Below are 24,949 nucleotides of genomic sequence, written 5' to 3' on the forward strand. Positions count from 1 at the left end.
GCTAATAGATTTAAATATTATTCATACCCCAGTTCGGTAATGGCTTTATGGCTTATGGTTACCGCTTCCATAGGGGTCATGCCGTCAAAGGTCATATCTTGTTCTACAAAGAAGTACTTCATTCCTGCTTGCTCCTTTTTGGTCAGGTAGCTCGCAAAATCCAACTGCCCCTCTCCGATAGGAGCAAATTGCCCAGCGCTATCCATATCTTTTAAATGCCATGCGACAAAACGCCCCGAATACTTTTCAAAATATTTCAACGCATCTGCTTCGGCCTTAGCTGTCCAATAGAGGTCGATCTCAAAATTAACAACAGCCGGATCTGTATGCGCTAACAAATAATCCAAAACGACTACCCCATCGGCATCGGGTTTCAGTTCAAAATCGTGATTGTGATACAACAGTTTAATTCCTGCTGCCTTACATTTTTCTCCTATGGTGTTCAAAATCTGAGCCAAATTCTCCGCTCCGCCAGTCATTCCCATACTACGAGTTTCCATATCAAAGGTAAAATGTCCCATAGGAGGAATCGGAATTACCAAATACTCGAATCCAACCGTTTTAAGATCGGCAATGATCTGGTCTGCATTTTCATAGGTAATACCACTTTGGTGAGAACTCACCGGTTCTAAACCAACTTCTTCTAGATAGGCCTTGAATTCCTGCGGACTCATGCCGTAAAACTTACCGTCGGCATAGCCGGCATCTTCTATATAATCATAGCCGAGCTCGCTCACTTCTCGCAACACTTCTTTCGGGTTGGTCGCCATAGCGTCACGCAGGGTGTAAAGCGCTATCCCTTCTGATTTTTCAGAATTTTCCTGATTACAGCTTACAGATAAAAGTGCCACTACAGACACAACTAGGACTTTAAAAAAGATCTTCATAGGTATGAGTTAGTTGATGATAATTTTATTTACGGTAACAGCTTATAAAGATAAGAACTTAAGCCGTCTTAACGTATACCTCCACATCGATAGATCTACCGGCTTTCTGTTCGGCAGCCAATACCGTTTTTTCGTGGGTAAAATCCAGCTTGGCCATGGCGCGCTTACAATTGATATTGTCGCTATCTACAAATCCTTCTATACGATTCAACCCCAAGGAATTCAGGCCATGATTTACAATTAAAGGCAACACCTCTTGCATATAGCCATAGCCCCAATGCTGCGGTAACAGCCAAAAACCTATTTCCGCTTTTCCAGCTTTTAGATCGATATCGTTTAGCCCTCCGGCACCATAGAATTGAGTACCGTCTAAGCTCATTACAGCCCACCAAAGCTGTTGCGGCTGTGCGTACCATTGCATTTGTTCTCGTGTTGCAGCTAAACTCTCAAAACTAACCCCGTAAAACGATATTACTTTTGGGTGCGACAAGCCTCGGTAAACATCATTGATATCCTTAGCCATTATAGGGCGAAGCTTAAGGCGCTCTGTCGTAATTATGGGTTGCTCCGACTGCATCATGTTAAGTTTTGAGGTGCTCTAATGTAGGCGGCAAAGACCGTCCCAACTACCAGTAACAAAGTGAGCTCATGCGGCTTGCCTTTTATCATATGAATAACCACTATACAACTCATATACAGCGCAAGTAGCGCAGTTCCCCATAAGATAGTTTTAGGATACATAAATAAGACAACTGCTAGTAATAAAAAGATACCTGTAGCTATCATTACCGCTTCATTGGCAATTACCTTATCGGTCTGTCCCGCATTGGTGATTTTATCCCAGGCATTGGGCAGGTAAAAAAGTAATAACATAACCGAGGGTAGCCATTTTAAACAAAGCTTTAAAGGATCTTTTAATTGCATAGGGTTTGTGTTTTGTTTTTAGTGTTTTTTAACCGTATAAGTAGTCCCCAACTCAGCTCTTAAGGTGTTATATATACTCTAATCTTTAGGTTTAATCAATAACAATGCGGTCACCATAATAGGAATAATAACTCCCACCGCTAGTATGGCATATTTGATAACAGCATATGCGAAATAGATGAAATTTCCCCAATAAACATCCCGCTCTGCCTCCTGATTGATCCATGTATCAATAGTTGGAGTGTTGTCCAAGGTCCAGAAAATTGCGAGCAGCAGAACACTAGCCACATAAAGCAATACTATGCGTTGGGTTCTGGAACCGTCTGGGCGTTCTATTAAGCGCAAGTTTTTCTTTTAAAGATACTAATTTCTGAGGCTAGCCCTCGCTTTTATTCTCCTTTTGAGCAGCAGCTTTTCCTGCGACCACAGTTTCTTGGACCTCTTGTCGCTCTTCGGAGTTCAGGGATTCCTTTTCTTTTTGAGCATGCTCTTGGATCTCAAAGGCAGTAAAAAGTGGCAAATGGTCAGAATCTACTGGTTCCAAAACTCGGAGCTGGTTGATACGAATGCCCTTTGAATGAAAAAGCAGGTCCAATGGAAAACGCAGCAGTGGCCATCTTGCCGGGAAGGTACTAAAGAAGCCACGCCCAATTCTCGCATCCTTTAGCTTTGAAAGTGCCGCAAAACGCTTGGAAATTTGCGACCAACAGACCACATTAAAATCTCCGGCCACCAACGTCGGACAGTTGGAATCTGCTAAAAGTGCGGCCAATTTTAAAAGTTCCGCATCTTTTTGCTTGGCCGTTGGTTTCTCTGTAGGACTTGGCGGTGGCGGATGGATCCCCCAAAAACAAAAGCTTCTATTGTTGGCTGTTCTCAGCTCCATGCGTACAGAAGGATGCTCTTCTGAAATCAAGTATTTGGCCTCCCCTTGAACCATTTCAAGACGCGTGTAGCATTGCATACCGTATTTATTGTCCTTCGGGATCTTTATATGCTGCGGATGTGTTTCTTCAAGAGATTCCATTGCTTTGTCCCAGTTGGAATCTGTCTCCATCAGCAAGACAATATCTGGAGCTAATCGCTCCACCAGGTCTAGCACTTTTTGATAAGAGTTGTTCTGCTGCATCACATTGAGGCTCAAAAGCCGGATCCCCTCCGAAGCAGCTGTAGAAGATCCTTTAGAAAAATAAGGCGCTACCACCCAAAGCTGATAAAAGATAGTTACACTTACTGCCACGAGCCCAAGTAAAATTGCACTACTCCACGCCTTAAAAGCAAAGACCAATAGCACCAAAAAGATTAAAAGCAACAAAGCCAGAAGCTGTAAGCGGATAAAATCAAAAAGTCTAAAGAACCAATGTCTTGAAGGCACCAAGGGTAAGTATGAGAGCACACAAAGTATCGAAGCTAGAACTAGCGTAATATGTATCGGATCTACAGTCATCGAATAAAAATATAAACAATTCACCACTGTGAAGCAATAAAAAACCGCGGTCAAAGCGCCGCGGTGATCTTTAAAATATTGAAATGGAAGGCTTGCCTATTAGTTGATCCAGGTAATGAAGATCAGATATAAAGGCATGCCTAAAGTTATATTGAAAGGAAAGGTCACTCCCAGGGCCATAGGTAGATACAAGCTTGGGTTTGCCTTGGGCGCCGCCAATTGCATAGCTGCGGGCACGGCTATGTAAGAGGCGCTGGCCGCCAGAATGCTGAACAAGAATTGGTTTCCTATATTGTCTGTAAAAAGCGAGCTGATATAGGCCGCTGTGAGTCCGTTTATAATCGGGACCACTATAGAGAACAGCACTGCAAATTTACCCTTCTTGATAAAGCTCTTTAATTTTCTTCCGGAAGTAATTCCCATATCCAATAGAAAGACCGCTAAGAATCCTTTAAAGATATCGGTGGTAAAAGGCTTGATCCCTTGGGCCTGTTCATCACTGGCTAAAAGACCTATGATCAAACTCCCTGTGATAAGCAAAACCGATCCGTTGGTCACCGCATGCTTAACGTGCTCCCCTAGTTTAGGTTTGCCGCGAGTTGCACTAAACAGCGCAATGAGCAACACCCCTACTACTATAGAAGGCGCTTCCATCAGGGCCATCACTGCCACCATATGGCCGCCAAATGCAATGTGTTCCATCTCTAAAAACGAAATGGCCGTTACAAAGGTCACTGCACTCACCGAACCGTAGGAAGCAGCGATCGCTCCTGAATTAGAAACATCAAAACGCTGTCTTAATACAAAAAATGCGATGAGCGGAATAACGGTGGCAAGAACGACCCCAAACAAGAGGGAGTACCCGATTTCGGCACTCCAAGTGCTGTGCGCCAGTTCTTGCCCACCCTTAAACCCTATTGAGAATAACAGGTAGAGTGATATGAATTTTGCAGAAGTTGAAGGTATGGCCAGATCGCTTTTTAGTTGTACTGCAATGATTCCCAAAAAGAAAAACAATAAGGCCGGGTTGGTCAGGTTATCTATCAGCAAATGCAAGTCCATAATCTCTGTGTGGCTAACTCTTGGTGATTAATCCTCAATAAGTTCCAATTCAATAGTACCGTTGATGCGGAATCGCTTTTGTGTCGATTCTTTTAGGTTGATGAATGCCCGCGCATGCTGTTTTTCAGCTTCCAGTTCTTGGATGCGTCCGTCTGGAAAACGGGTATCTGCACAAAGGTCTCCCTCGCAGGCAGCCAAGCGTTGTAATTTGTGAAAGTTGATCTTTTCATTCAGCAGTGCATTGATCAGGTCTTGTGCTTCTTGAGCGGTGAAATTCCCGTCGATGAGTTTGAATTTTTGAGTTACAGGCGTTAAAGTTTCCATAGATTCTGATTTATATTTTTGATTTTTCGTTAATGGCGCGTAGTTCTGCCGAAAAGGCTTGTCTTTGGGTCGATGCCAAACAGCCCAAGCACATTAGTATGAAGCCAACGCTTAACAATTCCTCTAAAAAAATGCCGCCAGTTTTCACAGCAGCATTGAGTAAAAGTCCGTAAGCAATAAGCCCTAAGGCCGTATTGCATTGTCTTCTTTTTAGTTTTCCCAGACTCTTGCTCACCGATTTGCTAAACCTTTGACTGCGAGCTTGTAAATGTTGATTCATATCGATTTCTTTTTCTTGCGCTGCAAATATCCTGTGAAATAATTATATATTTTTATTTATCTTTATAATGTTTTACATTAATAATTGTTATGAATTATACTTTGCACCAACTGCAGATATTCCTCAAAATCGCTGAATTAAAGAGCATTACCAAGGCTTCTGAAGCGCTTTATCTGACCCAACCTGCGGTTAGTATTCAGCTAAAAAAATTTCAAGATCAGTTCTCTATTCCGCTCACAGAAATTGTGGGTAGACAATTATATGTGACCGATTTTGGACAAGAGATCGCCCAGGCTGCACATACAATCTTGGAACAAGTGGAGCAGATCAACTACAAGAGTCAGGCGTTTCAAGGACAGATCTCCGGCAAGCTTAAGATCGCTATCGTTTCTACGGCCAAATACCTCATGCCCTATTTCTTGTCCGAATTCATGCAGCAGAACAAGGCCGTTGATCTGGATATGAATGTAACCAACAAGGCTACTGTGGTAAACAGTTTAGAGAATAATGAAGTGGATTTTGCTATGGTGTCTGTTATTCCAGAACAGATAAAACTCGAACGCGTAGAACTTATGCAAAACAAGCTGTTCTTGGTTGGAGGCCGACGCTACGAAGCAGACGGCAGACCGAGCGGAAAAAAGGTGCTTACCGAATTGCCGCTGATCTATCGGGAACGCGGTTCTGCCACCCGAGCAGCCATGGAAGAATTCATCAGTAAAAATAAACTCCCGACCTCGAAAAATATTTCTTTACAATCCAATGAAGCGCTCAAACAGGCAGTGATCTCCGGAATCGGATACTCGATAATGCCGCTAATTGGAATCAGAAACGACTTGCAAAACGGGGACTTGCAGATCATTCCGTATCAAGGTTTACCGGTAAAAACCACTTGGAACCTGGTATGGCGTTCCGCCAAGAAATTGTCACCCGCCGCTCAGGCCTTTTTAGACTATGTGAACGACAATAAGGACGGGATAATTAGAGACACTTTTGATTGGTACGAAAAGTATTGATCTCCAAAGACAGATTTTGTAAATTAGAATAAAATTTATTCTATGCGTTTTTTCTTGCTGATCGTATCCGCAGCAGTACTGCTTAGCTGCCGCTCAGAGCATAAAGACCCCAATGATGGCCTAGCACTGGACAGTGGTACCACGAGCAGCTATCGTATAGAGACCGTGGTGCCTGAGCTCAACAATCCATGGGGAATGACCTGGCTGCCAGACGGTGCCATGCTCATCACAGAAAAAAGTGGAGAACTAATCCATTTTAAAGACGGTAAGAAAACACAGATAAAAGACACGCCAGACATCTATGTGCGTGGGCAAGGTGGTTTCTTAGATGTGGTACTGCACCCTAATTATAAGACCAACGGTTGGATCTATTTCACCCATGCTTCTAGCGAAGGCGGTGGTGAGGGTGGCAATACCAAATTGATCCGAGCCAAATTAGATGGTGATCGCCTGACCAATATCGAATCTTTGTACAAAGCTACACCCAACACCACCAAAGGGCAGCACTTTGGTTCTCGCATTGCGTTCGACAAGGAAGGATACCTTTATTTCAGTGTAGGAGATCGTGGGAATCGCGATGTGAATCCGCAAGATATTGGCAGAGATGGCGGAAAGATCTACCGCCTGCACGACGATGGTCGCATCCCAGCGGACAATCCATTTGTAGGCGTGTCAGGCGCTAAAGAGGCTGTCTATTCCTACGGACACCGCAACCCACAAGGCATGGATCTGCACCCAATTACGGGTGAGATCTGGACTCATGAACACGGCCCTAAAGGTGGTGATGAAGTCAATATCATAAAAAAAGGTGCAAATTACGGTTGGCCTGTTATTTCCTATGGCGTGAATTACAGTGGAACTTCTTTTACAGACCTTACCGAAAAAGAAGGTATGGAGCAGCCTGTGCATTATTGGGTCCCTTCTATTGCCCCTTGCGGTATGGCCTTTGTAACCGGCGATAAATTCCCGGCTTGGAAGAATCAGTTGCTAGTGGGCAGCCTAAAATTCAATTATGTGGAGTTGCTCAAACTTGACGGCAATAAAGTTATAGGGCGCGAAAAAATTGCAGACGGAATTGGCCGAGTTCGCAATGTAAGAGTCGGGCCAAATGGTTATATTTACATCGCTCTGGAAGGCCAGGGAATTGTACGATTACTACCCAATTAAACATCAATTAACAGAATCAAAATGAAGAAATTATTGCTTATCGCTACCGTATTTGCCAGTTTAGTCGCTTGTAAATCAGACCAAAAAGAAGAGAACGATCAAAATTCTGGCGTGAAATTGGGCGGACAAAAAACCTCAGCTAGTAAAGCTGATCTAAAAGCCAGCATGGAACGTGGTGAAGAAGTCTATACCAGCCTTTGTGTGGCTTGTCACATGGGGAACGGTCAAGGTGTTAAAGGAGCTTTCCCTCCCTTGGACGGATCTAACTGGCTAACCGAAAAACGTGCCGAAAGTATTCACAGCGTCAAATACGGGCAACAAGGTGAGATTGTAGTGAGCGGAGAAACCTACAACGGAGTTATGGCGCCTCTTGGCCTTAGCGATCAGGAAGTTGCAGACGTTTTGAACTACGTGATGAATTCTTGGAGTAACACCCAAGATAAAATGGTGACCGTAGAGGAGGTAAAAGCTGTTACTAAATAAGCAGAAAACGCTTTTGATTTGGCTAATAAAAAAGGCCAAAACCCCTACTTTTGCACAAACTAAGCACGCATGTTGATTATTGGCATTGCCGGAGGAACAGGAAGTGGTAAAACCACTGTGGTGAACCAGATCGTAGAAGAACTGCCGGAGGCAGAATTGGCGGTGATCACACAAGATTCCTATTACAAAGATACCAGCGAGCTCACTTATGAGCAGCGGGTAAAGATCAATTTTGATCATCCGAATTCTATTGATTTTCCTTTGCTGATCGAGCATGTAAAAAAGCTCAAGGCCGGAGCGGCTATTGATCAGCCGGTATATTCTTTTAAAGAACACAACCGTACAGGGGAAACCATTGCTATTTCACCAAGACCGGTCATAATCGTAGAAGGCATCTTGGTACTTACCCAACCGGAACTGCGGGATCTTTTTGACATCAAGATATTTGTAGATACTGACAGTGACGAGCGCCTTATTCGCAGACTAAAACGCGACATTTGCGAACGCGGCAGAGATCTCAACGAGGTGTTAGATCGATATCAGACAACCTTAAAGCCTATGCATCAGCAGTTCATAGAGCCTAGTAAGGCTTATGCAGATATCATCATCCCGACCCATCGTTATAATACGGTTGCCGTAGATATCGTTAGAACTATTATCAACGAGCGCTTGTCTTAATGAAGCAAAAATTCGAGCATATTACTACTAGCAAATGGTTCAAATGGTTGACCAACAAATATGTGTTGATCGCCCTGATCTTTGCCGTATGGATGCTCGCCTTTGACTCCAACAATTTCTTTATCCATCAGGAACTCAATCAGGAGATAGAAACCTTAGAGGGTACTACCGAAAAGTATCAGCAAGACATTGCAACAGATAAAGAACAGCTGGAAAAATTACAAGACACCAACGAACTGGAAAAATACGGTCGCGAGGCTTATTATCTTAAAAAAGAGAACGAAGACATCTTCATTATAACCCATCAAGACAGCACGGAGCAAAAGCCATGAGTGAACAACTATTTGAGCAATTCGATCCGGTTTCCGCCAAACAATGGAAACAAAGCATTCAAGCAGGCCTAAGAGGAGCAGATTACAACGAAACACTGCTCACCCAGACGCCAGAGGGCATTACCATTAAACCATTTTACAACGCAGAGACCACGCCGAACAATTGCAATGTCTCTTACCCGGAGAGCTGGTCGGTAACTCAAGCTATTTTTGTGCACGACACGCGTATAGCACGTGGTTTGATGCTTAAAAGTATTGATGGTGGTGCAGAGGCTATCTTGTTACAAGCCAAAACGGTTTTCGATGCCCCAGCCCTTTTTGAAGGACTGCAATTAGCGGGCATAACACTCTATTGCGATTTTGATTTTTATACTGCGGATTTTCTTAAGGAATTTAGCGCTGCTGCGCAGCAAAGCGGAGCCGAGGTGCATTTAGGTATAGATATCATTGGCCACTTGGCGCGTAGCGGGAATTGGATTCACAGCAATGAGCAAGACCACCAACTCTTAATTGAAAGTATAAAGACGCCATTGGCCTCTGGCCTTGGCGTACATATAGACAACTACGGAAACGCCGGAGCTAATGCCATGCAGCAATTGGCCTATGGTTTGGCGCACACCAATGAATATCTGAATTATTTAGCCCAAAAAGACGCCTTGCCTGCGGAGCTATCCATTTCTTATTACTGGTCCATAGGACCAAACTACTTTATGGAGATCGCCAAATTCAGAGCTTTTAAACTTTTATTGGCCAGTCTTCAGCACGAATACGACACCAATATTCGAGGGGTGCATTTGGCACGTCCTTCGCGCCGCAACAAAACCATTTACGACCCAAATGTAAATATGCTCAGAACCACCACTGAGTGCATGAGCGCTGTCTTAGGAGGTGTAGATGCCGTTTGTAATCTGCCTTACGATACCGTATATCACAAAAGCAATGATTTTGGGGAGCGTATTTCTAGGAATCAATTGCTGATCTTAAAACACGAAAGCTATTTCGATCAGGTGATCAATGCTGCGGATGGCGCTTATTTTATTGAAGATCTCACCAAAGACCTAGCAGAAAAAGCATTGGAGGTCTTTAAACAGATCGAAGCAAGCGGCGGCCTTGTCAACGCCTTAAAGCTCGGAACCATCCAACGTAAAATAAAGGAACAAGCCAAAGCTGCACAGGAAGCATTTGACAATGATGCACTTCCGCTATTAGGGACAAATCTCTACCCAAAATCCGACGAAAAAGTTGGACAAACTGTAGAACTGTATCCCTTCTTAAAACAAGAACAAAGAAAAACCATAATAGAACCTTTGATCATTAAAAGAATTGCAGAAAACCATGAAAAAAACAGATTGGATCATGAGTAGAAAAGGATTTGTTATAACAATTTGCAGTCTACTTCTTATGGGAAGTTGTTCGGAGCCCATGGAGTATCGACATCAAGACAAAACGCAAGCGGTAAGCTGTTCAGGATCGAACTTAAAGCTTATGCACGAGGCCTTGTACAGCTTTGAAGAGGCCATATCAGAACACTACAACTTTCGCAATTACAGCCCTACTACCCCAACTTATAAGCAGAATGGCTATGCGCAATTCATGTACACAGGAATTACCAATACGGCGCCTTTTGTAGAGATTATGGACGAACACTCTCAAACGGTTGCCAAAGTTATTAGCGATAAAGATGAACTTTGGGTTCAAAAAGATGGCCAGTACGCCGTGAATTACAAGAGTGAGTTTGTTTCTTGTCTGGTGGCAGGCATTGACGACACAGAGATCCGAGAGATCTTACAATCACTTATAGAGGCAGATGCTATTGAGTCGCGACTTTTAGCTCCACCACTGCGCAAAAGAGCCGTTAAGACCGTAAACGATCCTGAATTGGCAATGGTAGTGGCCCTAGAGGCCTATTATAAGAATTTGCTGAATCGCAACTTGCATTTAAGCTACGGCAATGAGTAGAAAGGACCTGCAACATATCAGCCTAAAAAATGCCCCTTCTACAAAGAAGAACGGCGTAATGACCTATGATACTGCAGAGGATATTCCCGTGAAATCATCCTATGGTCCAGAAGATCTTAGTTCGGTAAAACACTTGGACTTTGCTGCTGGGATACCGCCCTATTTGCGCGGCCCCTACCCGACCATGTATGTACAGCGCCCATGGACCATACGGCAGTATGCTGGTTTTTCTACTGCGGAGGAAAGCAATGCCTTTTACCGCCGTAATCTCGCAGCTGGCCAAAAAGGGCTCTCTGTAGCCTTTGACCTCCCTACCCACCGCGGTTATGACAGTGATCACCAGCGGGTGGTTGGCGATGTGGGTAAAGCCGGGGTAGCGATAGATAGTGTAGAAGACATGAAGATCCTTTTCGATGGGATCCCCTTGGACAAAATGAGCGTTTCTATGACCATGAATGGAGCAGTTTTGCCCATTATGGCCTTTTATATCGTTGCCGCCCAAGAACAAGGTGTAGCCTTAGAGCAGCTCTCTGGAACCATACAGAACGACATTTTAAAGGAATTCATGGTGAGGAACACCTATATCTATCCACCAACTCCTTCTATGAAGATCATCTCTGACATCTTTGAGTTTACCTCTGCTAAGATGCCAAAATTCAACTCCATCAGTATTTCCGGTTACCATATGCAGGAAGCTGGAGCTACTTGTGATATCGAGCTGGCCTACACCCTTGCAGACGGCCTAGAATATATAAGAACTGGCATTGCGGCTGGGATGGATATAGACAGTTTTGCCCCTCGCCTCTCCTTTTTCTGGGCGGTTGGGATGAATCACTTCATGGAGATCGCTAAGATGCGTGCCGGACGTATGCTTTGGGCGAAGATCGTTTCTGAGTTCAAACCAAAGAATCCTAAATCACTAGCCTTACGCACCCATAGCCAAACCAGCGGTTGGAGTCTTACAGAACAAGATCCTTTTAACAATGTGGCTCGTACCTGCATAGAGGCAGCCGCGGCAGCCTTTGGCGGAACTCAATCTTTACACACCAACGCTTTGGACGAGGCTATCGCCTTGCCTACAGATTTCTCTGCGCGTATTGCCAGAAACACACAGATCTATCTGCAACAAGAAACAGGTATCACTAAAACAGTGGACCCATGGGCTGGGAGTTATTACGTAGAGCGTTTAACCAAAGATATTGCCGATAAAGCTTGGAGCTTGATCCAAGAAGTAGAAGAACTAGGTGGAATGACCAAGGCCATAGAAGCCGGAATACCTAAGCTTCGTATAGAAGAAGCTGCGGCGCGCAAACAAGCGCGAATAGACAGTGGCCAAGACGTGATCGTTGGGGTGAACAAATATCGCTTGGAGCAAGAAGATCCGTTACACATCTTAGATGTGGACAATCAGAAAGTACGTGCCGCTCAAATGGCTCGTTTACAGCAGATAAAGTCTACTCGTGATAATGAAGCAGTTTCCAACTGTTTAGATCGCATTACCGCTGCCGCGAACTCAGGTGAAGAAAATTTACTAGCTTTAGCTGTAGAAGCCGCAAAAGCGCGAGCTACGCTGGGTGAGATCAGCGATGCGCTGGAAGCTTCATTTGGACGTTATAAAGCACAGATCAGATCATTTAGCGGCGTGTATAGCAAAGAGATTAAAAAAGACCCAACTTTCGAGGAAGCCAGAACCATGGCAGACGAATTTGCAGCCCTAGAAGGCCGCAGACCGCGTATCATGATAGCAAAAATGGGACAAGACGGGCACGACCGCGGTGCAAAAGTTGTCGCTACCGGTTATGCGGACGTTGGCTTTGACGTAGACATAGGTCCATTATTTCAAACACCTGCAGAAGCCGCTAAGCAAGCAGTAGAGAACGATGTGCATATTCTAGGCGTTTCCTCATTGGCTGCTGGCCATAAGACCTTGGTGCCTCAAGTTATCGAAGAGCTTAAAAAATACGGGCGCGAAGATATAATGGTAATTGTTGGAGGAGTTATCCCCGTGCAGGACTATCAATTCTTGTTCGATGCTGGTGCTGTGGCCGTATACGGACCGGGAACACGCATTGCAGATGCCGCTATCGAAATGTTAGAGATCTTGATAGACTCTGTAAATTAGATCATGGATTACATTTTAAAATCTAAACGTCTTGGTTTTCGACCTTGGACGCAAGAAGACCTGCCGCTACTCAGACGATTGAATCAGGATCCGCAGATCATGGAGCACTTTCCAGGGGCTCTAGACGAAGAAGTAGTACAATTCTTTTACAAGCGTTTGCAAGACAGTTTCACTACTAAGGGCTATTGTTATTTTGTGGTTGATCTTTTGGAAACAGGCGAATGCATAGGAATGATAGGACTTATGGACCAAGACTACGAATCAGAATTCACTCCTAGTGTGGATATCGGTTGGCGAATTGTACCAGAACATTGGCGCAAAGGATTGGCCTCAGAAGGCGCAAAAGCTATGCTAGAACAAGCACAAGACCTTTTTAAGACAGAAGAGATCTACGCTTTCGCTACACGTGCAAATACCGGTTCCATCAAGGTCATGGAGCGAATCGGGATGTCGTTTGCCGGAAGCTTTGACCACCCCAAACTATTGGATTATCCAAACTTGAAAACATGTGTGGCCTACCGCTGGAAAGCACAGGAGTCGAAATAATTTTATTATGCATGCATAGCATTTAACAAGAAAAGCGTAAATTTGAACAAAAAAGCAACTCATGAATTATTCAGCTAAAATGATGCGCGATGATGCGCTCCAAGGAAAAGTTATCGTAGTGACCGGTGGTGGCTCCGGATTGGGAAAGTCCATGACCCGTTATTTCTTGGAGTTAGGCGCCAAGGTAGTGATCACTTCTAGAAACCAAGAAAAACTAGAAGCTGCCAAAGCAGAACTTGAAGCTGAGACCGGTGGACAAGTACTTCCGGTAGCCTGTGACGTCCGCGATTATGAGGCTGTAGAGAACGTCTTAGCCAAAACGGTTGAGGCTTTTGGAAGTCCCGATATATTGCTCAACAATGCTGCGGGGAACTTTATCTCGCCAACCGAGAGACTTTCTGCCAATGCCTTCGATACCATTATCGACATTGTTCTAAAAGGAACTAAGAACTGCACTTTAGCTTTCGGTAAACATTGGATCGCTCAAAAAGAGACCAATAAAACCGTATTAAATATCGTGACCACCTATGCTTGGACAGGCTCTGCCTATGTAGTACCGAGTGCTACGGCAAAAGCTGGCGTATTGGCCATGACTCGTTCCTTAGCAGTAGAATGGGCAAAATACGGGATCCGCTTTAACGCAATTGCCCCTGGGCCTTTTCCTACCAAAGGAGCTTGGGACCGTTTGTTGCCTGGAGAACTTAAAGAGAAGTTCGATCTGGCCAAGAAAGTACCGCTAAACCGCGTTGGAGATCACCAAGAACTGGCGAATCTCGCTGCCTATTTGGCCTCAGACTTTTCGCATTATCTCAATGGAGAGGTAATTACCATAGACGGAGGAGAATGGCTTAAAGGTGCTGGACAATTCAATCTTTTAGAGGAGATCCCTGAACAAATGTGGGATATGCTCGAAATGATGATCCGATCTAAAAAGAAGAAATAATACAATTAATGCAAACAAAATAGCGCCTTAGTTCTTTGCTGAACTAAGGCGCTTCTCATAAATTCAAATTGGAGTATAATCTCTCCGTTAGATGCATCATTAATTGCCTGCACTAAGTGAGTAACTGCCATCACCATTGAACGAAGTGATGGTAATAGTAACTGTCCACGTTCCAGGTTCTCCTGCTGAAGTTACACCTGAAAAACTGTCTGGCTCGCTTCCACCAACTAAACTGCGATTCAATACAATCTCATTCACAGCGTCTCTGACAACTAGATTAAAAGTTCCAGAAGCTGTAGAAGTAATGTCTGCGTTGTAATCTGCAGTAGCAAGCGAGTTTGACCAAGAGATGGTACGAACGGCATCGCCACCATCTCCCGTAAAGTCACCGCCAATGTCACCGTTAGGACCTTCATTTACGGTAATGTTTGCTGTTGGGTCGTCACTAGAACATGAAATAATGGAACTAGAAAATACCAACAGGAAAAATACCATTGCTAGGTTGAGTTTGTGTTTTATCATAAAAATCAAATTTGGTTAACTCTTAATAAACAACTCAGTTAGATAAAATCCTGAAAAAAAATTAACATGAGTTTGTAATAATAAAAAATATTACAGCTTAAGTACTATATTTTGAGCCTTTTAAATGTTCACTTCCTGTTAACAATTAGGCTTTCCAAAACGGGCGAATAATTGTATTTTTAAATTCTCAAAACGGAAACTACTTATGGGTAAAATAATCGCTGTGGCCAATCAGAAAGGGGGCGTCGGAAAGACGACCACCTCGGTTAATCTGGCCGCCTGTTTGGGCGTACTGGAGCAATCGGTATTGCTTATAGATGCCGACCCTCAGGCCAACAGCACTTCTGGCCTGGGTATAGACGTAGCTCAAGTCCAGCAAGGTACTTATCAGCTTTTGGAGCACACTGCCGGTGCCGACGAAGTTATTGTCAAAACGGATTCTCCAAATCTCGATCTGATCCCAGCACATATCGATCTTGTCGCCATAGAAATAGAACTTGTCGACAAAGAAGCTAGAGAATACATGCTCAAAAGAGCCATAGAGGATCTAAAATCGCGTTACGATTATATCATAATCGATTGCGCACCCTCGCTTGGGCTTTTAACCTTGAATGCACTAACCGCTGCCGATTCGGTCATTATTCCGATCCAGTGTGAGTATTTTGCCTTAGAGGGTCTGGGCAAGCTCCTGAATACCATTAAAAGCGTGCAGAAAATCCACAATGCAGACTTGGACATTGAAGGTTTGTTGTTAACCATGTACGATTCCCGCCTGCGCCTGAGCAATCAGGTGGTAGAAGAGGTGCGCAAGCACTTTGACCAAATGGTTTTTGAGACAATTATACAGCGCAATGTGCGTTTAAGTGAAGCGCCTAGCTACGGGGAAAGCATCATTAGTTACGACGCGGGTAGTAAAGGTGCCAATAATTACTTAAGTTTGGCTCAAGAACTTATTGAAAAAAATAACAATTAATGGCCAAGGCGACGAAAAAGCAGGCATTAGGGAGAGGGCTTTCAGCTTTGTTGAAGGATCCGGAGAACGATATCAATTCCGTTAGCGATAAGAATGCCGACAAGGTTGTTGGTAATATTGTTGAGCTGGAGCTAGACTTTATCGAAGTAAACCCTTTTCAGCCAAGAACCAGCTTTAACGAAGAGCAATTGCGAGAACTCGCAAGTTCTATCCGTGAATTGGGTGTGATTCAACCCATCACAGTGCGCAAACTGGCCTTTAACAAATACCAATTGGTTTCTGGGGAGCGCCGTTTTAGGGCTTCCAAGCTTTTAGGCCTAGAGACCATTCCGGCCTATATCCGCATTGCTAACGATCAGGAATCCTTAGAAATGGCCTTGGTTGAGAACATTCAGCGGCAAGATCTCGATCCGATAGAGATCGCGCTGTCTTACCAACGTCTAATTGAAGAGATAGACCTTACCCAAGAAGCGCTTTCAGATCGCGTGGGCAAAAAGCGTTCTACCATTGCCAATTATCTAAGGTTGCTCAAACTGGACCCTATTATCCAAACCGGAATGCGCGATGGCTTTATAAGCATGGGGCACGGTCGCGCCTTGATCAATATAGAAGAAACGGAAACACAGTTAGATATCTACGAAAAGATCATCGATAAGAATCTTTCGGTGCGCGCAACAGAAGCTTTAGTAAGAAGTTTTAAAGATCCTGAGGCGACACCTAGCAAAACTGTAAAAGCGATTCCGGCAGCCGCCAAAAAATACAACGCCAGTTTAGGAGCTTTCTTAAGTGCCAAGACCAGCATCAACATGAACGCTAAAGGCAAAGGAAAGCTTGTGATTCCGTTTGATTCTGAAGCGGATTTGGAACGTATTGCCAAACGTATTCAAGGTGAAGACTAAATTAGTACTGCTTTTTATTGTTCTTTTTACTGCGGAGCTTTGCTGGGCACAAGACGATGAGCTCGATGTGCGCGTTAAAGATACCGTTGCCGTAAATACGGCTACCCTACTCGACTACGATCCCTTGGCGCCTTCTAAGGCGGCCTTTTATTCGGCGGTACTACCTGGACTCGGGCAAGCCTACAACAAAAAATACTGGAAGATCCCGATCGTTTACGCCGGAATAGGTACTGGAATCTATTTTTGGATCCAGCAAGATCAAGAATACGATCGTTTTAGAAATGCCTTTAAACGTCGTTTAGCTGGTTTTACTGACGACGAATTCTACGGAGATGGAGAAACACCCTTGGTTTCGAATGACCGCTTAATCGACGCGCAACGTCAGGCACAAAAGAACAAAGACATCAGTCTTATCGTAGCAGTAGCCTTTTACCTTGTCAATATTGTAGATGCTAATGTAGATGCGCATCTGCGCCAATACAACATCAACGACGACCTTTCATTAACGCCTCAACTCCAGATAGACCCAGTATCTACCCAAGCTACTTATGGACTGAGTTTAAGGTTCAACTTCGGACAAGAATGAAAATAGCCCTACTCGGATACGGAAAAATGGGGCAAACCATAGCCCGTCTTGCCAAAGAAAATGGACACGAAATTGTAGTGGCCACCAACGACAGCAGTAGTATAAGCGATTTTAACGGAGCCGAAGTAGCCATAGATTTTTCTATCCCGACGGCGGCCTATAACAACATCAAATTCGCTTTGGATGCTGGCGTTCCAGTGATCTCGGGAACTACGGGTTGGTTAGAAGAATTACCGCGTATAGAATCCTATTGTCAAGAAAAGAAGGGCGCATTCTTATACGCCTCCAATTTTAGTGTAGGGGTGAATATTTTCTTTGCCATAAATAAGAAATTGGCGGAATTGATGGGGCAACAACCGCAGTACCAATCGCAGATCACAGAGATCCACCACACTCAAAAACTAGACAAACCCAGCGGAACAGCCATTACCCTTGCCGAGCAAGTACTAAAGTTTTCACAAAAGCAAGCCTGGGCGTTACAAAACAACAACCCTAACGACCTATGGATCGATTCCATACGAGAAGGAGACGTAAAAGGCACCCACCATGTACAGTACAAATCCGCAGTAGACACCCTGACCATTAGTCATGAGGCACACAGCAGAGACGGCTTTGCATTGGGAGCCATCTACGCCGCTCAATGGATCATCGGCAAACAGGGCGTGTTTAGCATGCAGGATGTATTAAACCTGAGTTAAAGCCCTATATTTGAACCAAATTATAAGTAAACTAGCAGTCTAAAAAGCAACGCATGACTTTCGAAGGTCTTTTACTATTCATTCTCGCCGTACAGATCATTCACTTTGCAGGAACCTGGAAACTTTATCAGAAAGCGGGTAGACAGGCCTGGGAAGCTGCCATTCCGGTATACAATGCTGTGATCTTAATGAAGATCATAAACCGTCCGTGGTGGTATACGATCTTGTTGTTTGTTCCGATAGTGAATCTAATAATGTTCCCGGTAATCTGGGTAGAGACCTTGCGCAGCTTTGGCAGAAATTCCAATACCGATACGCTCTTAGGAGTTGTGACCTTAGGATTCTATATCTACTATATCAATTACAGTGTAGATGTCACGCATATTCCAGATCGTTCGTTACAGCCTCGCACTGTTGCTGGAGAATGGATAAGCTCAATTTTATTTGCCGTTGTAGCAGCAACCTTGGTGCATACCTATTTTATGCAACCTTTTACCATTCCAACATCTTCCTTGGAAAAAACGCTTTTGGTGGGTGATTATCTCTTTGTGAGTAAGTTTCACTACGGAGCGCGTACGCCCATGACACCGATCTCTTTCCCTATGGTACACGATACGGTACCTTTGGTGAACAGCAAATCATACAGTCCGCAGCTAAAATCGCCATATCTACGTATGCCTGGCTTCCAAAAGATAGAGCGCAACGACATCGTGGTGTTCAACTGGCCGGTAGATACTGTAAACATTGTTAGCGCACCTAATGACGGCAGGTTCCACTACAAACCCATAGACAAGAAAACGAATTACGTAAAACGCTGTGTAGGCCTCCCTGGCGACTCGCTAGAAGTACGCAACGGATATGTCTTTGTGAACGGAGAGCAAAATGTATTGCCAGAGCGCGCGAAATTGCAATTTGGCTATGTGGTCTTTACCAAAGAGGCATTAACCGATAGTGATATTGAATACATTAGGAAGCGCTTTGACATTACGGATATAAATCCGGAATACCGTCAGCCAAATACCTATTATATGCAGATCACCGACGCGACCCTGGAGCAATTCAGGAACTTCGCCAAGGTATTACAAGTGGAGTCTTTGCGCAACTATGAGGAGGACGGGAAATGGTCCCGTGATATCTTCCCTTATGATCCGCGCTACCCGAACAACAACGTACATTTTGGACCCATCTATATTCCTAAAAAAGGTGCTACTGTTGCCATAACGCCAGAGAGCATTGGTTTTTACAAGCGCATTATAGAAGTGTACGAAGGCTATGAGATGGGGGTTAATCAAAGCATACGTGTGACCAAAGACGAAGTGCTACTCAACGAACGTCCTATCACAGAATACACTTTCTTGCAAGACTACTACTGGATGATGGGTGACAACCGAAACAACAGTGAAGATTCGCGGACTTGGGGTTATGTGCCCTTTAACCACGTGGTTGGTAAACCAGTTTTTGTATGGATGAGCATCGATGGGCAAGCCCGTGGTTTAGCCAATAAATTCCGATGGGAACGCTTTTTCACCACTGTGGGTGGTTCAGGACAGCCGGTCTCCTACTTTAAGATCTTCTTGGGGCTCTTGGCTGCTTGGTTCGTATTCAGTTTCTTTAGAAAACGACGTAAGCAAAAGGCCTAAACGCAGATGAAATCGGTATTGATCCATCCGGCCTATTTTGGGAATATCGCCTTATGGAGCGTGATCGTAAAGGCAGAATCCTTGCTATTAGAACGCTGTGACAACTATCAAAAACAAACCTATCGCAACCGCTTGTATATTGCCCACAGCAATGGCAAACTCGGTTTGAACATTCCGGTGAAGCACAGCAAAGATGGGGAGCGTCAAAAGACCGCCACAGTTTCTATTGAGAATAACTTCCACTGGCAGCGGGATCATTGGCGTAGCTTAGAGGCTGGATATCGCAGTTCGCCTTTCTTTGAATTTTATGAGGATGAGATAAAACCTTTCTTTGACCAAAAGCATCTGCGGCTCTTTGATTGTAACTTAGAAAGTATGAAGCTGGTCGCGGAGCTCTTAGGTCTGCCCTTTGCGTATTCGCTAACGGAAAGCTATGCTACAGCTCCGGATCCGTCCGAAATTAACGACCATCGAATCTTAGTGCGTTCTAAGAAAGTGCCAGAAATAGCAACTCCTCCCTACCATCAGGTACACCAAAACCAGCACGGGTATTTAAATAATTTGAGTGTTTTAGACCTACTATTCAACCTAGGCCCGGAAAGCGTAAGCTACTTAGAGAACTTTAAATTGTAATTAATCCCATCCCACAACACCTAGAATAGGTGCGTGATCGCCAAAAGGCCTGTCTAAGGTCTTAAAACTGTTGATCTTAAGCTCCTTGTCCGCAAAAATGTAATCGATCCGAATAGGATAAAAATCAAAAGTGAAGGTACTTCCCAATCCTGATCCTGCCTCGGCGTAGGCATCTTGATAAACTAAGGCAAATTTGCGGTACACATAGCTAAAGGCCGTGTTATTGAGATCTCCTCCCATTATAACCGGATAACCCGATTGCTGGCTGTGCGCTAAAACCTCAGCTGCCTGTTCTTGCTGCAGTTTAAAAGCTTCGCTTATGCGGCGTCTTATCAAATTTCCAGAACCTTCTTGTAAGTTGGCCACACTGGGTGATATTTTAAAGGACTGTAAGTGTATATTGTAGACCCTTACGGTGTCTTGGTGGGCTACGATATCTGCAAAAAGTGCATTATTTCCTGTCTTATTAAAGTCAAAAGCCCCTTTATTTATTATTGGATGTTTGGAGAATATGGCATGCCCCATCCGTTTAGCTCCTTTGAAATGGGTATAACGATGCTTGAACGATCTAAACAGGTCGCTTTCGAGTTTATAATACTCTTGTAGAAGCAGAACATCGGGCTGGTGATCATCGATAAGCTGTTGCATCTTTTTGATCACATCCGGATCTGGATTTTCTCGATAAGCTTCGAACAATTCCACGTTAAAGGAAAGTACCTTTAAAGATTTGGCTGTAGTGGTCTGCTCGCCCGAGCCCCAACCCCAAAAGGCATTGAAATGAAAATAGGCAACGATAAGTAGTAGCGATGAAACCCAAATTCGCTTTTTAAGTCGAAACAACCAATAGATCACAAAGGCCAAATTAACTGCCAATAGCGGAGAAACTAAGAGCGAGAGCGCGCTGAGCAGCGGAAAACTATCCGGAGCAATATAAGGGGTAATAAACGACAGTGTCAGCAAAATTGCTGCCACGACATTTAGCGCGTAAAGGATTCTATCGATCAGTTTCAATGATCGCGGATTTTTTTTAATTCGAGTCATTCCCCGCTTTAAACAAGAAGTCCTTTTCGGCCTTGCTCAAGGAGTCGTAACCACTCTTACCGATCTTGTCCAAAATGGCATCGATCTTTTTTTGTTGCTCGTCTTTAGATTCTTTGGCCTTGACACTACTTTGCCGCGGACCTTGTGGATTGCGGTGCACTTTTTTAAAAGGCCGCTTTTTACGCGGGCTAAAATAGCTCACCAAGCTATCCATTAAACGTTCAAAACCAGCTCCTATATTATTGCCTTTGGCCAATTGTTTGGCATAAGTATAACCAAAGATGGCACCACCCATGTGCGCCATTAAGCCCCCAGCATTATCTGAAGCGGGCAAAGCAATTAAATCTTTCAAAACAAAGAATGCAGCAATCTGCCAAAGTTTTATGTTAAACATAAAAACGCGCATTTCTGCATTTGGCGTATATGTGGCTATAAAAACCATTATGGCAAAAACTGCCGCAGAGGCTCCTTGTAAGTTACCAACAGTAAAATCGTTAAAGGCCGGGAACAAATTAAAGGCCAGTATGGTAAGGGCTCCTCCCGCCACTCCTCCGAGTAAATAAAGGGTCAATAAGGTCCTTTCTTTAAAGAGATTGAGCACTATGTTCCCAAACCAATACAAGATCAGCATGTTCCAGAAAATATGCCAAAAACCACTGTGCAAAAAGGCATAGCTAAAGAAGGTCCATGGTTTATAGAGAAAATCCCAAGTCTGTAAAGGAAGTACGAACCAAGACTTCAGATCGGCCTCATTCAGCCTAAAAATAAAGGCGCCTAAATAGAAGACAAAAAAGACTATGGCATTGATCACTATAAGTTTGATCAATACACTAGACATTCTGTATTTCTGTAAAAGGTCTTGCGCCATGCTATTGGGGATTAAATCTGGATTTTCGCCAACTCCAAGCCATAATAAAACCAAACAGGGCTCCGCCTACGTGCGCCCAATGGGCTATTCCGGGTAGGTTGTCCGTTAGGTTCATCACTGTATAACCTATCAAGATCAAGGGTACAAAGTATTTGGCTTTAATAGGCACGGGGAAGAATATCATCATCAATTGTGCATTTGGGTAATAGACCGCAAAGGCCGTCATTATACCATAAACTGCACCAGAGGCTCCCACAGCCGGCACAAAGTATCCTTCAAAATTAACTTGAGGATAGTTCACAAATATCTGACCTTGGGCTATGGCCTGATCTATCACATCTCTGCCAATACCGGCCTGCATCAGTTCGTTGATGTCCAATTGCAGATCGATATAATTGGCTATGGTGTGGATCAGCGCTGCGCCCAATCCGGCAGAGAAATAAAAGAACAAAAAGCGCTTAGACCCCCATTGACGTTCTAAAGGCGTACCGAACATCCAGAGTCCCAACATGTTAAAGGCTATGTGCGACACGCCACCGTGCATGAACATATGGGTGACCGGCTGCCAGAATTTGAACGATGGATTCTCGTAATAGTAGAGCGAAAACAGCTGATACATCGTATCTGGCATAGTCATAGTACCCACAAACACTATGACGTTTATGATCAAAAGAACCTTTACTGTTTCTGAGATGGAATACACTAGAACTTATTATCTATTTCGGTGTTCGTAATTATTTTAAAGGTCGGCTTTCCAAAAGGACTCAAATTAGACTCCTTGCAGGCAAACAACTGATTGATCATGTGCTGCTGCTCATCTTTGCTGAGTTTAGCTCCTGTTTTTACACTTAAGCTTTTCGCCATGGACTTGGCAAGAACGTCATTGGCACTAAAGCTCATGCCCGGCACATCCGTGCTGAGATCTGCCAATAGATTTTCTATGATCTGTCCGACTTGTTCAGGCTTTACCGCTGTCGGTATGGCACTTAAGGTTACTTGCTCCTCTGCAGAAAAACTAAACCCTAAATGATCCAAACCGTCTTTTACTTCCTCCAATAAAGCCTTTTGCTTGCTGTCTAAGTCTAAACTTATGGGAAACAACAGGGCTTGACTGTTGGCGGCATCGGCAGTCATTCTTTTCAGGTAATCTTCATAAAGCACGCGTTGATGCGCTCTTTGCTGATGCACTAAAAGCATACCTCCCTTGGTAGGGCTAGCTAAATACTTTCCAAACAATTGCATACTTGGCAACTGCGCTTCGTTTTCTGCATCTTCGAAAAATCGACCACTGACCTCTTGACTCTCTAAGGTGATCTCATCCAGAGCAGTTTCTCCAAATTCTTTATTGTCGACCTGAGTATAAAGCGCCTCCCAAGACGGCTGATGCTCTTGCAAGCGTTGGTAATTGGAACGTCCACTGTTAGACTTCTCTTTGAACGGATTAAAGCTCGGATCTACGGCAATGCTAGGCATTTTAGGCGCAGCCTGCTTCATCTCATAAGGCGTATCCAAAGAATCATCTCGGTTAAAATCTAAGACCGGCGCCACATTGAACTGCCCCAAACTGTGTTTTACCGCGGCTTGTAGCATGGCATAAATGGTGTGGTCGTCGTCGAATTTGATCTCTGTTTTGGTTGGATGGATATTGATATCTATGCTGTCTGTTGGCACTTTTAAGAACAAGAAATATCCGGGCACCGTTTTATCCTTTAGCAGTCCGTCAAAGGCTGCGGTAACTGCGTGATGCAAATAGGACGATTTAATGAATCGATCGTTTACAAAGAAGAACTGATCTCCTCGCGATTTTTTAGCAAACTCAGGCTTGATCACAAAACCGCTTACGGAAACCACCTCTGTTTCTTCTGTTACAGGCACTAGACGTTCTTTGGTTTTTGGGCCGAATATTCCTGTAATGCGCTGTTTTAAATTAGCTTGAGGCAACGAGAACAGCAGCGAATCATTGGAATGTAAACTAAAGGCCAGATCGGGATGAGCTAAGGCCACGCGGTGAAATTCGTCTATGATGTGTCGCAATTCTACAGGATTGCTCTTTAAAAAGTTGCGACGCGCCGGAATATTAAAAAACAGATTCTTTACAGAGATCACTGTTCCTACCGGGGTGACACATTCTGAAACTTCAGAGATCTCACTACCTGCTATCTTCACCTCGGTTCCAACTTCCGCATCTGCCATGCGTGTTTTTAGACTCACCTGAGCCACCGCAGCGATAGACGCTAATGCTTCCCCTCTGAATCCTTTGGTGTGAAGTTTAAAAAGATCTTCAGCCTGGTGGATCTTAGAGGTTGCATGCCTCTCAAAACAGGCTTGGGCGTCTTCTGCGGACATGCCCGAACCGTTATCTATAAGTTGAATTAAAGTCTTCCCGGAATCTTTGACTACCAATTGTAGCTCTGTTGCTCCTGCATCTACAGCATTCTCTAGCAACTCCTTCACAACAGAAGCAGGTCTTTGAACCACCTCTCCTGCAGCGATCTGGTTGGCCACATGTTCAGGTAAACGCGTTATTGTAACTGCCATTTATCGAGTTGTCGTAAAGATGGATAGATCAAAATCAATGAGAAATAAGAACAAGATGATCAGCACCGCAACGATGATCAGCACACGGCGATTCACTTCTTGACTCGGATTGCCTTTGTAATCGGCCCAGGCGTGTTTGAACTTGTTCTTAAGTCCACGAGCCGGCGAAGATGCTGTGCGATATTCATCAAAACGATTGCCCATCTCAAATGGACGCTTACCCCCGTTCTTATAGTATCGAGGTTCGTAGTCGTACCGTTTGTTCTTACGTGTTTTGAATATTCCCATTGTACTCAACCAAATTTACTAAAATAGCTGCGTTTGTTAAAGTAGCTTTTCTCCTTTAACAAAACAAAAACAATGCCAGAGCAAATAAGGCTTGAT

At 44.1% G+C, this 24,949-nt stretch carries 30 protein-coding genes; 16 read left to right on the plus strand and 14 right to left on the minus strand.

Annotation, left to right across the window (positions count from 1 at the left end; genetic code table 11):
- Positions 1 to 17 precede the first annotated feature (17 nt).
- The 8 genes from BTO09_RS01180 to BTO09_RS01215 form a co-directional block, all read right to left on the minus strand.
- Positions 18 to 887 (minus strand): sugar phosphate isomerase/epimerase, encoded by an 870-nt coding sequence (locus BTO09_RS01180; protein ID WP_087522915.1) that lies wholly within the window; start codon positions 885 to 887, stop codon positions 18 to 20.
- 58 nt (positions 888 to 945) lie between these two features.
- Positions 946 to 1,467: a GNAT family N-acetyltransferase gene (locus BTO09_RS01185; RefSeq protein ID WP_232454980.1), complete on the minus strand. Its 522-nt coding sequence runs from the start codon at positions 1,465 to 1,467 to the stop codon at positions 946 to 948.
- A complete protein-coding gene (locus BTO09_RS01190) occupies positions 1,464 to 1,760 on the minus strand; it encodes a hypothetical protein (RefSeq protein WP_232454981.1) in 297 nt (98 codons plus the stop codon). Before BTO09_RS01190 ends, BTO09_RS01185 begins: the two co-directional genes overlap by 4 nt.
- A 129-nt stretch (positions 1,761 to 1,889) precedes the next feature.
- Complete coding sequence (locus BTO09_RS01195) at positions 1,890 to 2,156, minus strand: hypothetical protein (protein ID WP_087522917.1); 267 nt, start codon at positions 2,154 to 2,156, stop codon at positions 1,890 to 1,892.
- Between the two features lie 31 nt (positions 2,157 to 2,187).
- Positions 2,188 to 3,258, minus strand: coding sequence for an endonuclease/exonuclease/phosphatase family protein (locus BTO09_RS01200; RefSeq protein WP_087522918.1), 1,071 nt, complete (start codon positions 3,256 to 3,258; stop codon positions 2,188 to 2,190).
- Positions 3,259 to 3,357: 99 nt separating this feature from the next.
- On the minus strand, positions 3,358 to 4,320 hold the full coding sequence (locus BTO09_RS01205) for a sodium-dependent bicarbonate transport family permease (RefSeq protein WP_087522919.1): 963 nt from the start codon (positions 4,318 to 4,320) through the stop codon (positions 3,358 to 3,360).
- Between the two features lie 27 nt (positions 4,321 to 4,347).
- The gene (locus BTO09_RS01210; RefSeq protein ID WP_087522920.1) at positions 4,348 to 4,644 is read right to left on the minus strand and encodes a hypothetical protein; all 297 of its coding nucleotides are present in this window, start codon (positions 4,642 to 4,644) and stop codon (positions 4,348 to 4,350) included.
- Positions 4,645 to 4,654: 10 nt separating this feature from the next.
- Positions 4,655 to 4,924, minus strand: a complete 270-nt coding sequence (locus BTO09_RS01215; RefSeq protein WP_087522921.1) for a hypothetical protein — start codon at positions 4,922 to 4,924, stop codon at positions 4,655 to 4,657.
- A gap of 89 nt (positions 4,925 to 5,013) precedes the next feature.
- Here BTO09_RS01215 and BTO09_RS01220 point away from each other — a divergent pair, with 89 nt between their 5' ends.
- From BTO09_RS01220 to BTO09_RS01265, 10 genes are all read left to right on the plus strand, one after another.
- Positions 5,014 to 5,937 (plus strand): LysR family transcriptional regulator, encoded by a 924-nt coding sequence (locus tag BTO09_RS01220; RefSeq protein WP_087522922.1) that lies wholly within the window; start codon positions 5,014 to 5,016, stop codon positions 5,935 to 5,937.
- 42 nt (positions 5,938 to 5,979) lie between these two features.
- Entirely contained in the window at positions 5,980 to 7,104 is a 1,125-nt protein-coding gene (locus BTO09_RS01225) for a PQQ-dependent sugar dehydrogenase (RefSeq protein WP_087522923.1), read from the plus strand.
- A 21-nt stretch (positions 7,105 to 7,125) separates the two neighbouring features.
- Entirely contained in the window at positions 7,126 to 7,587 is a 462-nt protein-coding gene (locus tag BTO09_RS01230; protein WP_087522924.1) for a cytochrome c, read from the plus strand.
- Positions 7,588 to 7,656: 69 nt separating this feature from the next.
- Positions 7,657 to 8,265 (plus strand): uridine kinase, encoded by a 609-nt coding sequence (gene udk / locus BTO09_RS01235; protein ID WP_087522925.1) that lies wholly within the window; start codon positions 7,657 to 7,659, stop codon positions 8,263 to 8,265.
- On the plus strand, positions 8,265 to 8,597 hold the full coding sequence (locus BTO09_RS01240) for a septum formation initiator family protein (RefSeq protein ID WP_087522926.1): 333 nt from the start codon (positions 8,265 to 8,267) through the stop codon (positions 8,595 to 8,597). The genes udk and BTO09_RS01240 overlap by 1 nt, the downstream gene beginning before the upstream one ends.
- Positions 8,594 to 9,961, plus strand: a complete 1,368-nt coding sequence (locus BTO09_RS01245; protein ID WP_087522927.1) for a methylmalonyl-CoA mutase subunit beta — start codon at positions 8,594 to 8,596, stop codon at positions 9,959 to 9,961. The genes BTO09_RS01240 and BTO09_RS01245 overlap by 4 nt, the downstream gene beginning before the upstream one ends.
- Positions 9,933 to 10,556 carry a hypothetical protein gene (locus BTO09_RS01250; RefSeq protein ID WP_198356501.1) on the plus strand — a complete coding sequence of 208 codons (624 nt, stop codon included), beginning with the start codon at positions 9,933 to 9,935 and terminating at the stop codon, positions 10,554 to 10,556. Before BTO09_RS01245 ends, BTO09_RS01250 begins: the two co-directional genes overlap by 29 nt.
- Complete coding sequence (gene scpA, locus BTO09_RS01255; protein WP_087522929.1) at positions 10,549 to 12,678, plus strand: methylmalonyl-CoA mutase; 2,130 nt, start codon at positions 10,549 to 10,551, stop codon at positions 12,676 to 12,678. Before BTO09_RS01250 ends, scpA begins: the two co-directional genes overlap by 8 nt.
- 3 nt (positions 12,679 to 12,681) lie before the next feature.
- Entirely contained in the window at positions 12,682 to 13,224 is a 543-nt protein-coding gene (locus BTO09_RS01260) for a GNAT family N-acetyltransferase (protein WP_087522930.1), read from the plus strand.
- A 61-nt stretch (positions 13,225 to 13,285) separates the two neighbouring features.
- Positions 13,286 to 14,167, plus strand: coding sequence for an SDR family oxidoreductase (locus tag BTO09_RS01265; protein ID WP_087522931.1), 882 nt, complete (start codon positions 13,286 to 13,288; stop codon positions 14,165 to 14,167).
- A 99-nt stretch (positions 14,168 to 14,266) separates the two neighbouring features.
- Here BTO09_RS01265 and BTO09_RS01270 read toward each other — a convergent pair whose 3' ends face one another.
- Positions 14,267 to 14,689 carry a hypothetical protein gene (locus tag BTO09_RS01270; RefSeq protein WP_087522932.1) on the minus strand — a complete coding sequence of 141 codons (423 nt, stop codon included), beginning with the start codon at positions 14,687 to 14,689 and terminating at the stop codon, positions 14,267 to 14,269.
- Between the two features lie 205 nt (positions 14,690 to 14,894).
- Between BTO09_RS01270 and BTO09_RS01275 the strand changes: the two genes are divergently transcribed.
- From BTO09_RS01275 to BTO09_RS01300, 6 genes are read left to right on the plus strand one after another with little or no spacing between them, the layout of a single operon-like run.
- Entirely contained in the window at positions 14,895 to 15,662 is a 768-nt protein-coding gene (locus BTO09_RS01275; RefSeq protein WP_087522933.1) for a ParA family protein, read from the plus strand.
- Entirely contained in the window at positions 15,662 to 16,561 is a 900-nt protein-coding gene (locus tag BTO09_RS01280) for a ParB/RepB/Spo0J family partition protein (protein WP_087522934.1), read from the plus strand. The genes BTO09_RS01275 and BTO09_RS01280 overlap by 1 nt, the downstream gene beginning before the upstream one ends.
- Positions 16,551 to 17,147, plus strand: coding sequence for a DUF5683 domain-containing protein (locus BTO09_RS01285; RefSeq protein WP_087522935.1), 597 nt, complete (start codon positions 16,551 to 16,553; stop codon positions 17,145 to 17,147). Before BTO09_RS01280 ends, BTO09_RS01285 begins: the two co-directional genes overlap by 11 nt.
- Positions 17,144 to 17,845, plus strand: coding sequence for a 4-hydroxy-tetrahydrodipicolinate reductase (gene dapB, locus BTO09_RS01290; RefSeq protein ID WP_087522936.1), 702 nt, complete (start codon positions 17,144 to 17,146; stop codon positions 17,843 to 17,845). The genes BTO09_RS01285 and dapB overlap by 4 nt, the downstream gene beginning before the upstream one ends.
- 53 nt (positions 17,846 to 17,898) lie before the next feature.
- The gene (lepB, locus tag BTO09_RS01295; RefSeq protein ID WP_087522937.1) at positions 17,899 to 19,485 is read left to right on the plus strand and encodes a signal peptidase I; all 1,587 of its coding nucleotides are present in this window, start codon (positions 17,899 to 17,901) and stop codon (positions 19,483 to 19,485) included.
- Positions 19,486 to 19,491: 6 nt separating this feature from the next.
- On the plus strand, positions 19,492 to 20,118 hold the full coding sequence (locus BTO09_RS01300; RefSeq protein ID WP_087522938.1) for a WbqC family protein: 627 nt from the start codon (positions 19,492 to 19,494) through the stop codon (positions 20,116 to 20,118).
- Here the strand turns inward: BTO09_RS01300 and BTO09_RS01305 are convergent, their stop codons facing one another.
- From BTO09_RS01305 to BTO09_RS01325, 5 genes are read right to left on the minus strand one after another with little or no spacing between them, the layout of a single operon-like run.
- Entirely contained in the window at positions 20,119 to 21,159 is a 1,041-nt protein-coding gene (locus BTO09_RS01305; protein WP_087522939.1) for an endonuclease/exonuclease/phosphatase family protein, read from the minus strand.
- Complete coding sequence (locus BTO09_RS01310; protein ID WP_087522940.1) at positions 21,146 to 22,027, minus strand: rhomboid family intramembrane serine protease; 882 nt, start codon at positions 22,025 to 22,027, stop codon at positions 21,146 to 21,148. Before BTO09_RS01310 ends, BTO09_RS01305 begins: the two co-directional genes overlap by 14 nt.
- Position 22,028: 1 nt before the next feature.
- The gene (locus BTO09_RS01315) at positions 22,029 to 22,730 is read right to left on the minus strand and encodes a rhomboid family intramembrane serine protease (protein WP_087522941.1); all 702 of its coding nucleotides are present in this window, start codon (positions 22,728 to 22,730) and stop codon (positions 22,029 to 22,031) included.
- Positions 22,730 to 24,565, minus strand: a complete 1,836-nt coding sequence (mutL, locus tag BTO09_RS01320) for a DNA mismatch repair endonuclease MutL (protein WP_087522942.1) — start codon at positions 24,563 to 24,565, stop codon at positions 22,730 to 22,732. Before mutL ends, BTO09_RS01315 begins: the two co-directional genes overlap by 1 nt.
- Complete coding sequence (locus tag BTO09_RS01325) at positions 24,566 to 24,853, minus strand: riboflavin synthase subunit beta (protein ID WP_087522943.1); 288 nt, start codon at positions 24,851 to 24,853, stop codon at positions 24,566 to 24,568.
- Positions 24,854 to 24,949 lie beyond the last annotated feature (96 nt).

The sequence above is a fragment of the Gilvibacter sp. SZ-19 genome (genome assembly GCF_002163875.1).
Lineage (GTDB): Bacteria > Bacteroidota > Bacteroidia > Flavobacteriales > Flavobacteriaceae > Gilvibacter.

Excerpts from the sequence above, each read along its gene's own strand:
- BTO09_RS01180 (WP_087522915.1), bottom strand. The coding sequence starts at position 887 with ATGAAGATCTTTTTTAAAGTCCTAGTTGTGTCTGTAGTGGCACTTTTA.
- BTO09_RS01260 (WP_087522930.1), top strand. The coding sequence starts at position 12,682 with ATGGATTACATTTTAAAATCTAAACGTCTTGGTTTTCGACCTTGGACG.
- BTO09_RS01245 (WP_087522927.1), top strand. The coding sequence starts at position 8,594 with ATGAGTGAACAACTATTTGAGCAATTCGATCCGGTTTCCGCCAAACAA.
- BTO09_RS01205 (WP_087522919.1), bottom strand. The coding sequence starts at position 4,320 with ATGGACTTGCATTTGCTGATAGATAACCTGACCAACCCGGCCTTATTG.
- BTO09_RS01215 (WP_087522921.1), bottom strand. The coding sequence starts at position 4,924 with ATGAATCAACATTTACAAGCTCGCAGTCAAAGGTTTAGCAAATCGGTG.
- lepB (WP_087522937.1), top strand. The coding sequence starts at position 17,899 with ATGACTTTCGAAGGTCTTTTACTATTCATTCTCGCCGTACAGATCATT.
- BTO09_RS01250 (WP_198356501.1), top strand. The coding sequence starts at position 9,933 with ATGAAAAAAACAGATTGGATCATGAGTAGAAAAGGATTTGTTATAACA.
- BTO09_RS01270 (WP_087522932.1), bottom strand. The coding sequence starts at position 14,689 with ATGATAAAACACAAACTCAACCTAGCAATGGTATTTTTCCTGTTGGTA.
- BTO09_RS01210 (WP_087522920.1), bottom strand. The coding sequence starts at position 4,644 with ATGGAAACTTTAACGCCTGTAACTCAAAAATTCAAACTCATCGACGGG.
- mutL (WP_087522942.1), bottom strand. The coding sequence starts at position 24,565 with ATGGCAGTTACAATAACGCGTTTACCTGAACATGTGGCCAACCAGATC.
- dapB (WP_087522936.1), top strand. The coding sequence starts at position 17,144 with ATGAAAATAGCCCTACTCGGATACGGAAAAATGGGGCAAACCATAGCC.
- BTO09_RS01300 (WP_087522938.1), top strand. The coding sequence starts at position 19,492 with ATGAAATCGGTATTGATCCATCCGGCCTATTTTGGGAATATCGCCTTA.
- BTO09_RS01240 (WP_087522926.1), top strand. The coding sequence starts at position 8,265 with ATGAAGCAAAAATTCGAGCATATTACTACTAGCAAATGGTTCAAATGG.
- scpA (WP_087522929.1), top strand. The coding sequence starts at position 10,549 with ATGAGTAGAAAGGACCTGCAACATATCAGCCTAAAAAATGCCCCTTCT.
- BTO09_RS01200 (WP_087522918.1), bottom strand. The coding sequence starts at position 3,258 with ATGACTGTAGATCCGATACATATTACGCTAGTTCTAGCTTCGATACTT.
- BTO09_RS01325 (WP_087522943.1), bottom strand. The coding sequence starts at position 24,853 with ATGGGAATATTCAAAACACGTAAGAACAAACGGTACGACTACGAACCT.
- BTO09_RS01305 (WP_087522939.1), bottom strand. The coding sequence starts at position 21,159 with ATGACTCGAATTAAAAAAAATCCGCGATCATTGAAACTGATCGATAGA.
- BTO09_RS01185 (WP_232454980.1), bottom strand. The coding sequence starts at position 1,467 with ATGATGCAGTCGGAGCAACCCATAATTACGACAGAGCGCCTTAAGCTT.
- BTO09_RS01220 (WP_087522922.1), top strand. The coding sequence starts at position 5,014 with ATGAATTATACTTTGCACCAACTGCAGATATTCCTCAAAATCGCTGAA.
- BTO09_RS01230 (WP_087522924.1), top strand. The coding sequence starts at position 7,126 with ATGAAGAAATTATTGCTTATCGCTACCGTATTTGCCAGTTTAGTCGCT.
- BTO09_RS01275 (WP_087522933.1), top strand. The coding sequence starts at position 14,895 with ATGGGTAAAATAATCGCTGTGGCCAATCAGAAAGGGGGCGTCGGAAAG.
- BTO09_RS01280 (WP_087522934.1), top strand. The coding sequence starts at position 15,662 with ATGGCCAAGGCGACGAAAAAGCAGGCATTAGGGAGAGGGCTTTCAGCT.
- BTO09_RS01310 (WP_087522940.1), bottom strand. The coding sequence starts at position 22,027 with ATGGCGCAAGACCTTTTACAGAAATACAGAATGTCTAGTGTATTGATC.
- BTO09_RS01190 (WP_232454981.1), bottom strand. The coding sequence starts at position 1,760 with ATGTTATTACTTTTTTACCTGCCCAATGCCTGGGATAAAATCACCAAT.
- BTO09_RS01265 (WP_087522931.1), top strand. The coding sequence starts at position 13,286 with ATGAATTATTCAGCTAAAATGATGCGCGATGATGCGCTCCAAGGAAAA.
- BTO09_RS01225 (WP_087522923.1), top strand. The coding sequence starts at position 5,980 with ATGCGTTTTTTCTTGCTGATCGTATCCGCAGCAGTACTGCTTAGCTGC.
- udk (WP_087522925.1), top strand. The coding sequence starts at position 7,657 with ATGTTGATTATTGGCATTGCCGGAGGAACAGGAAGTGGTAAAACCACT.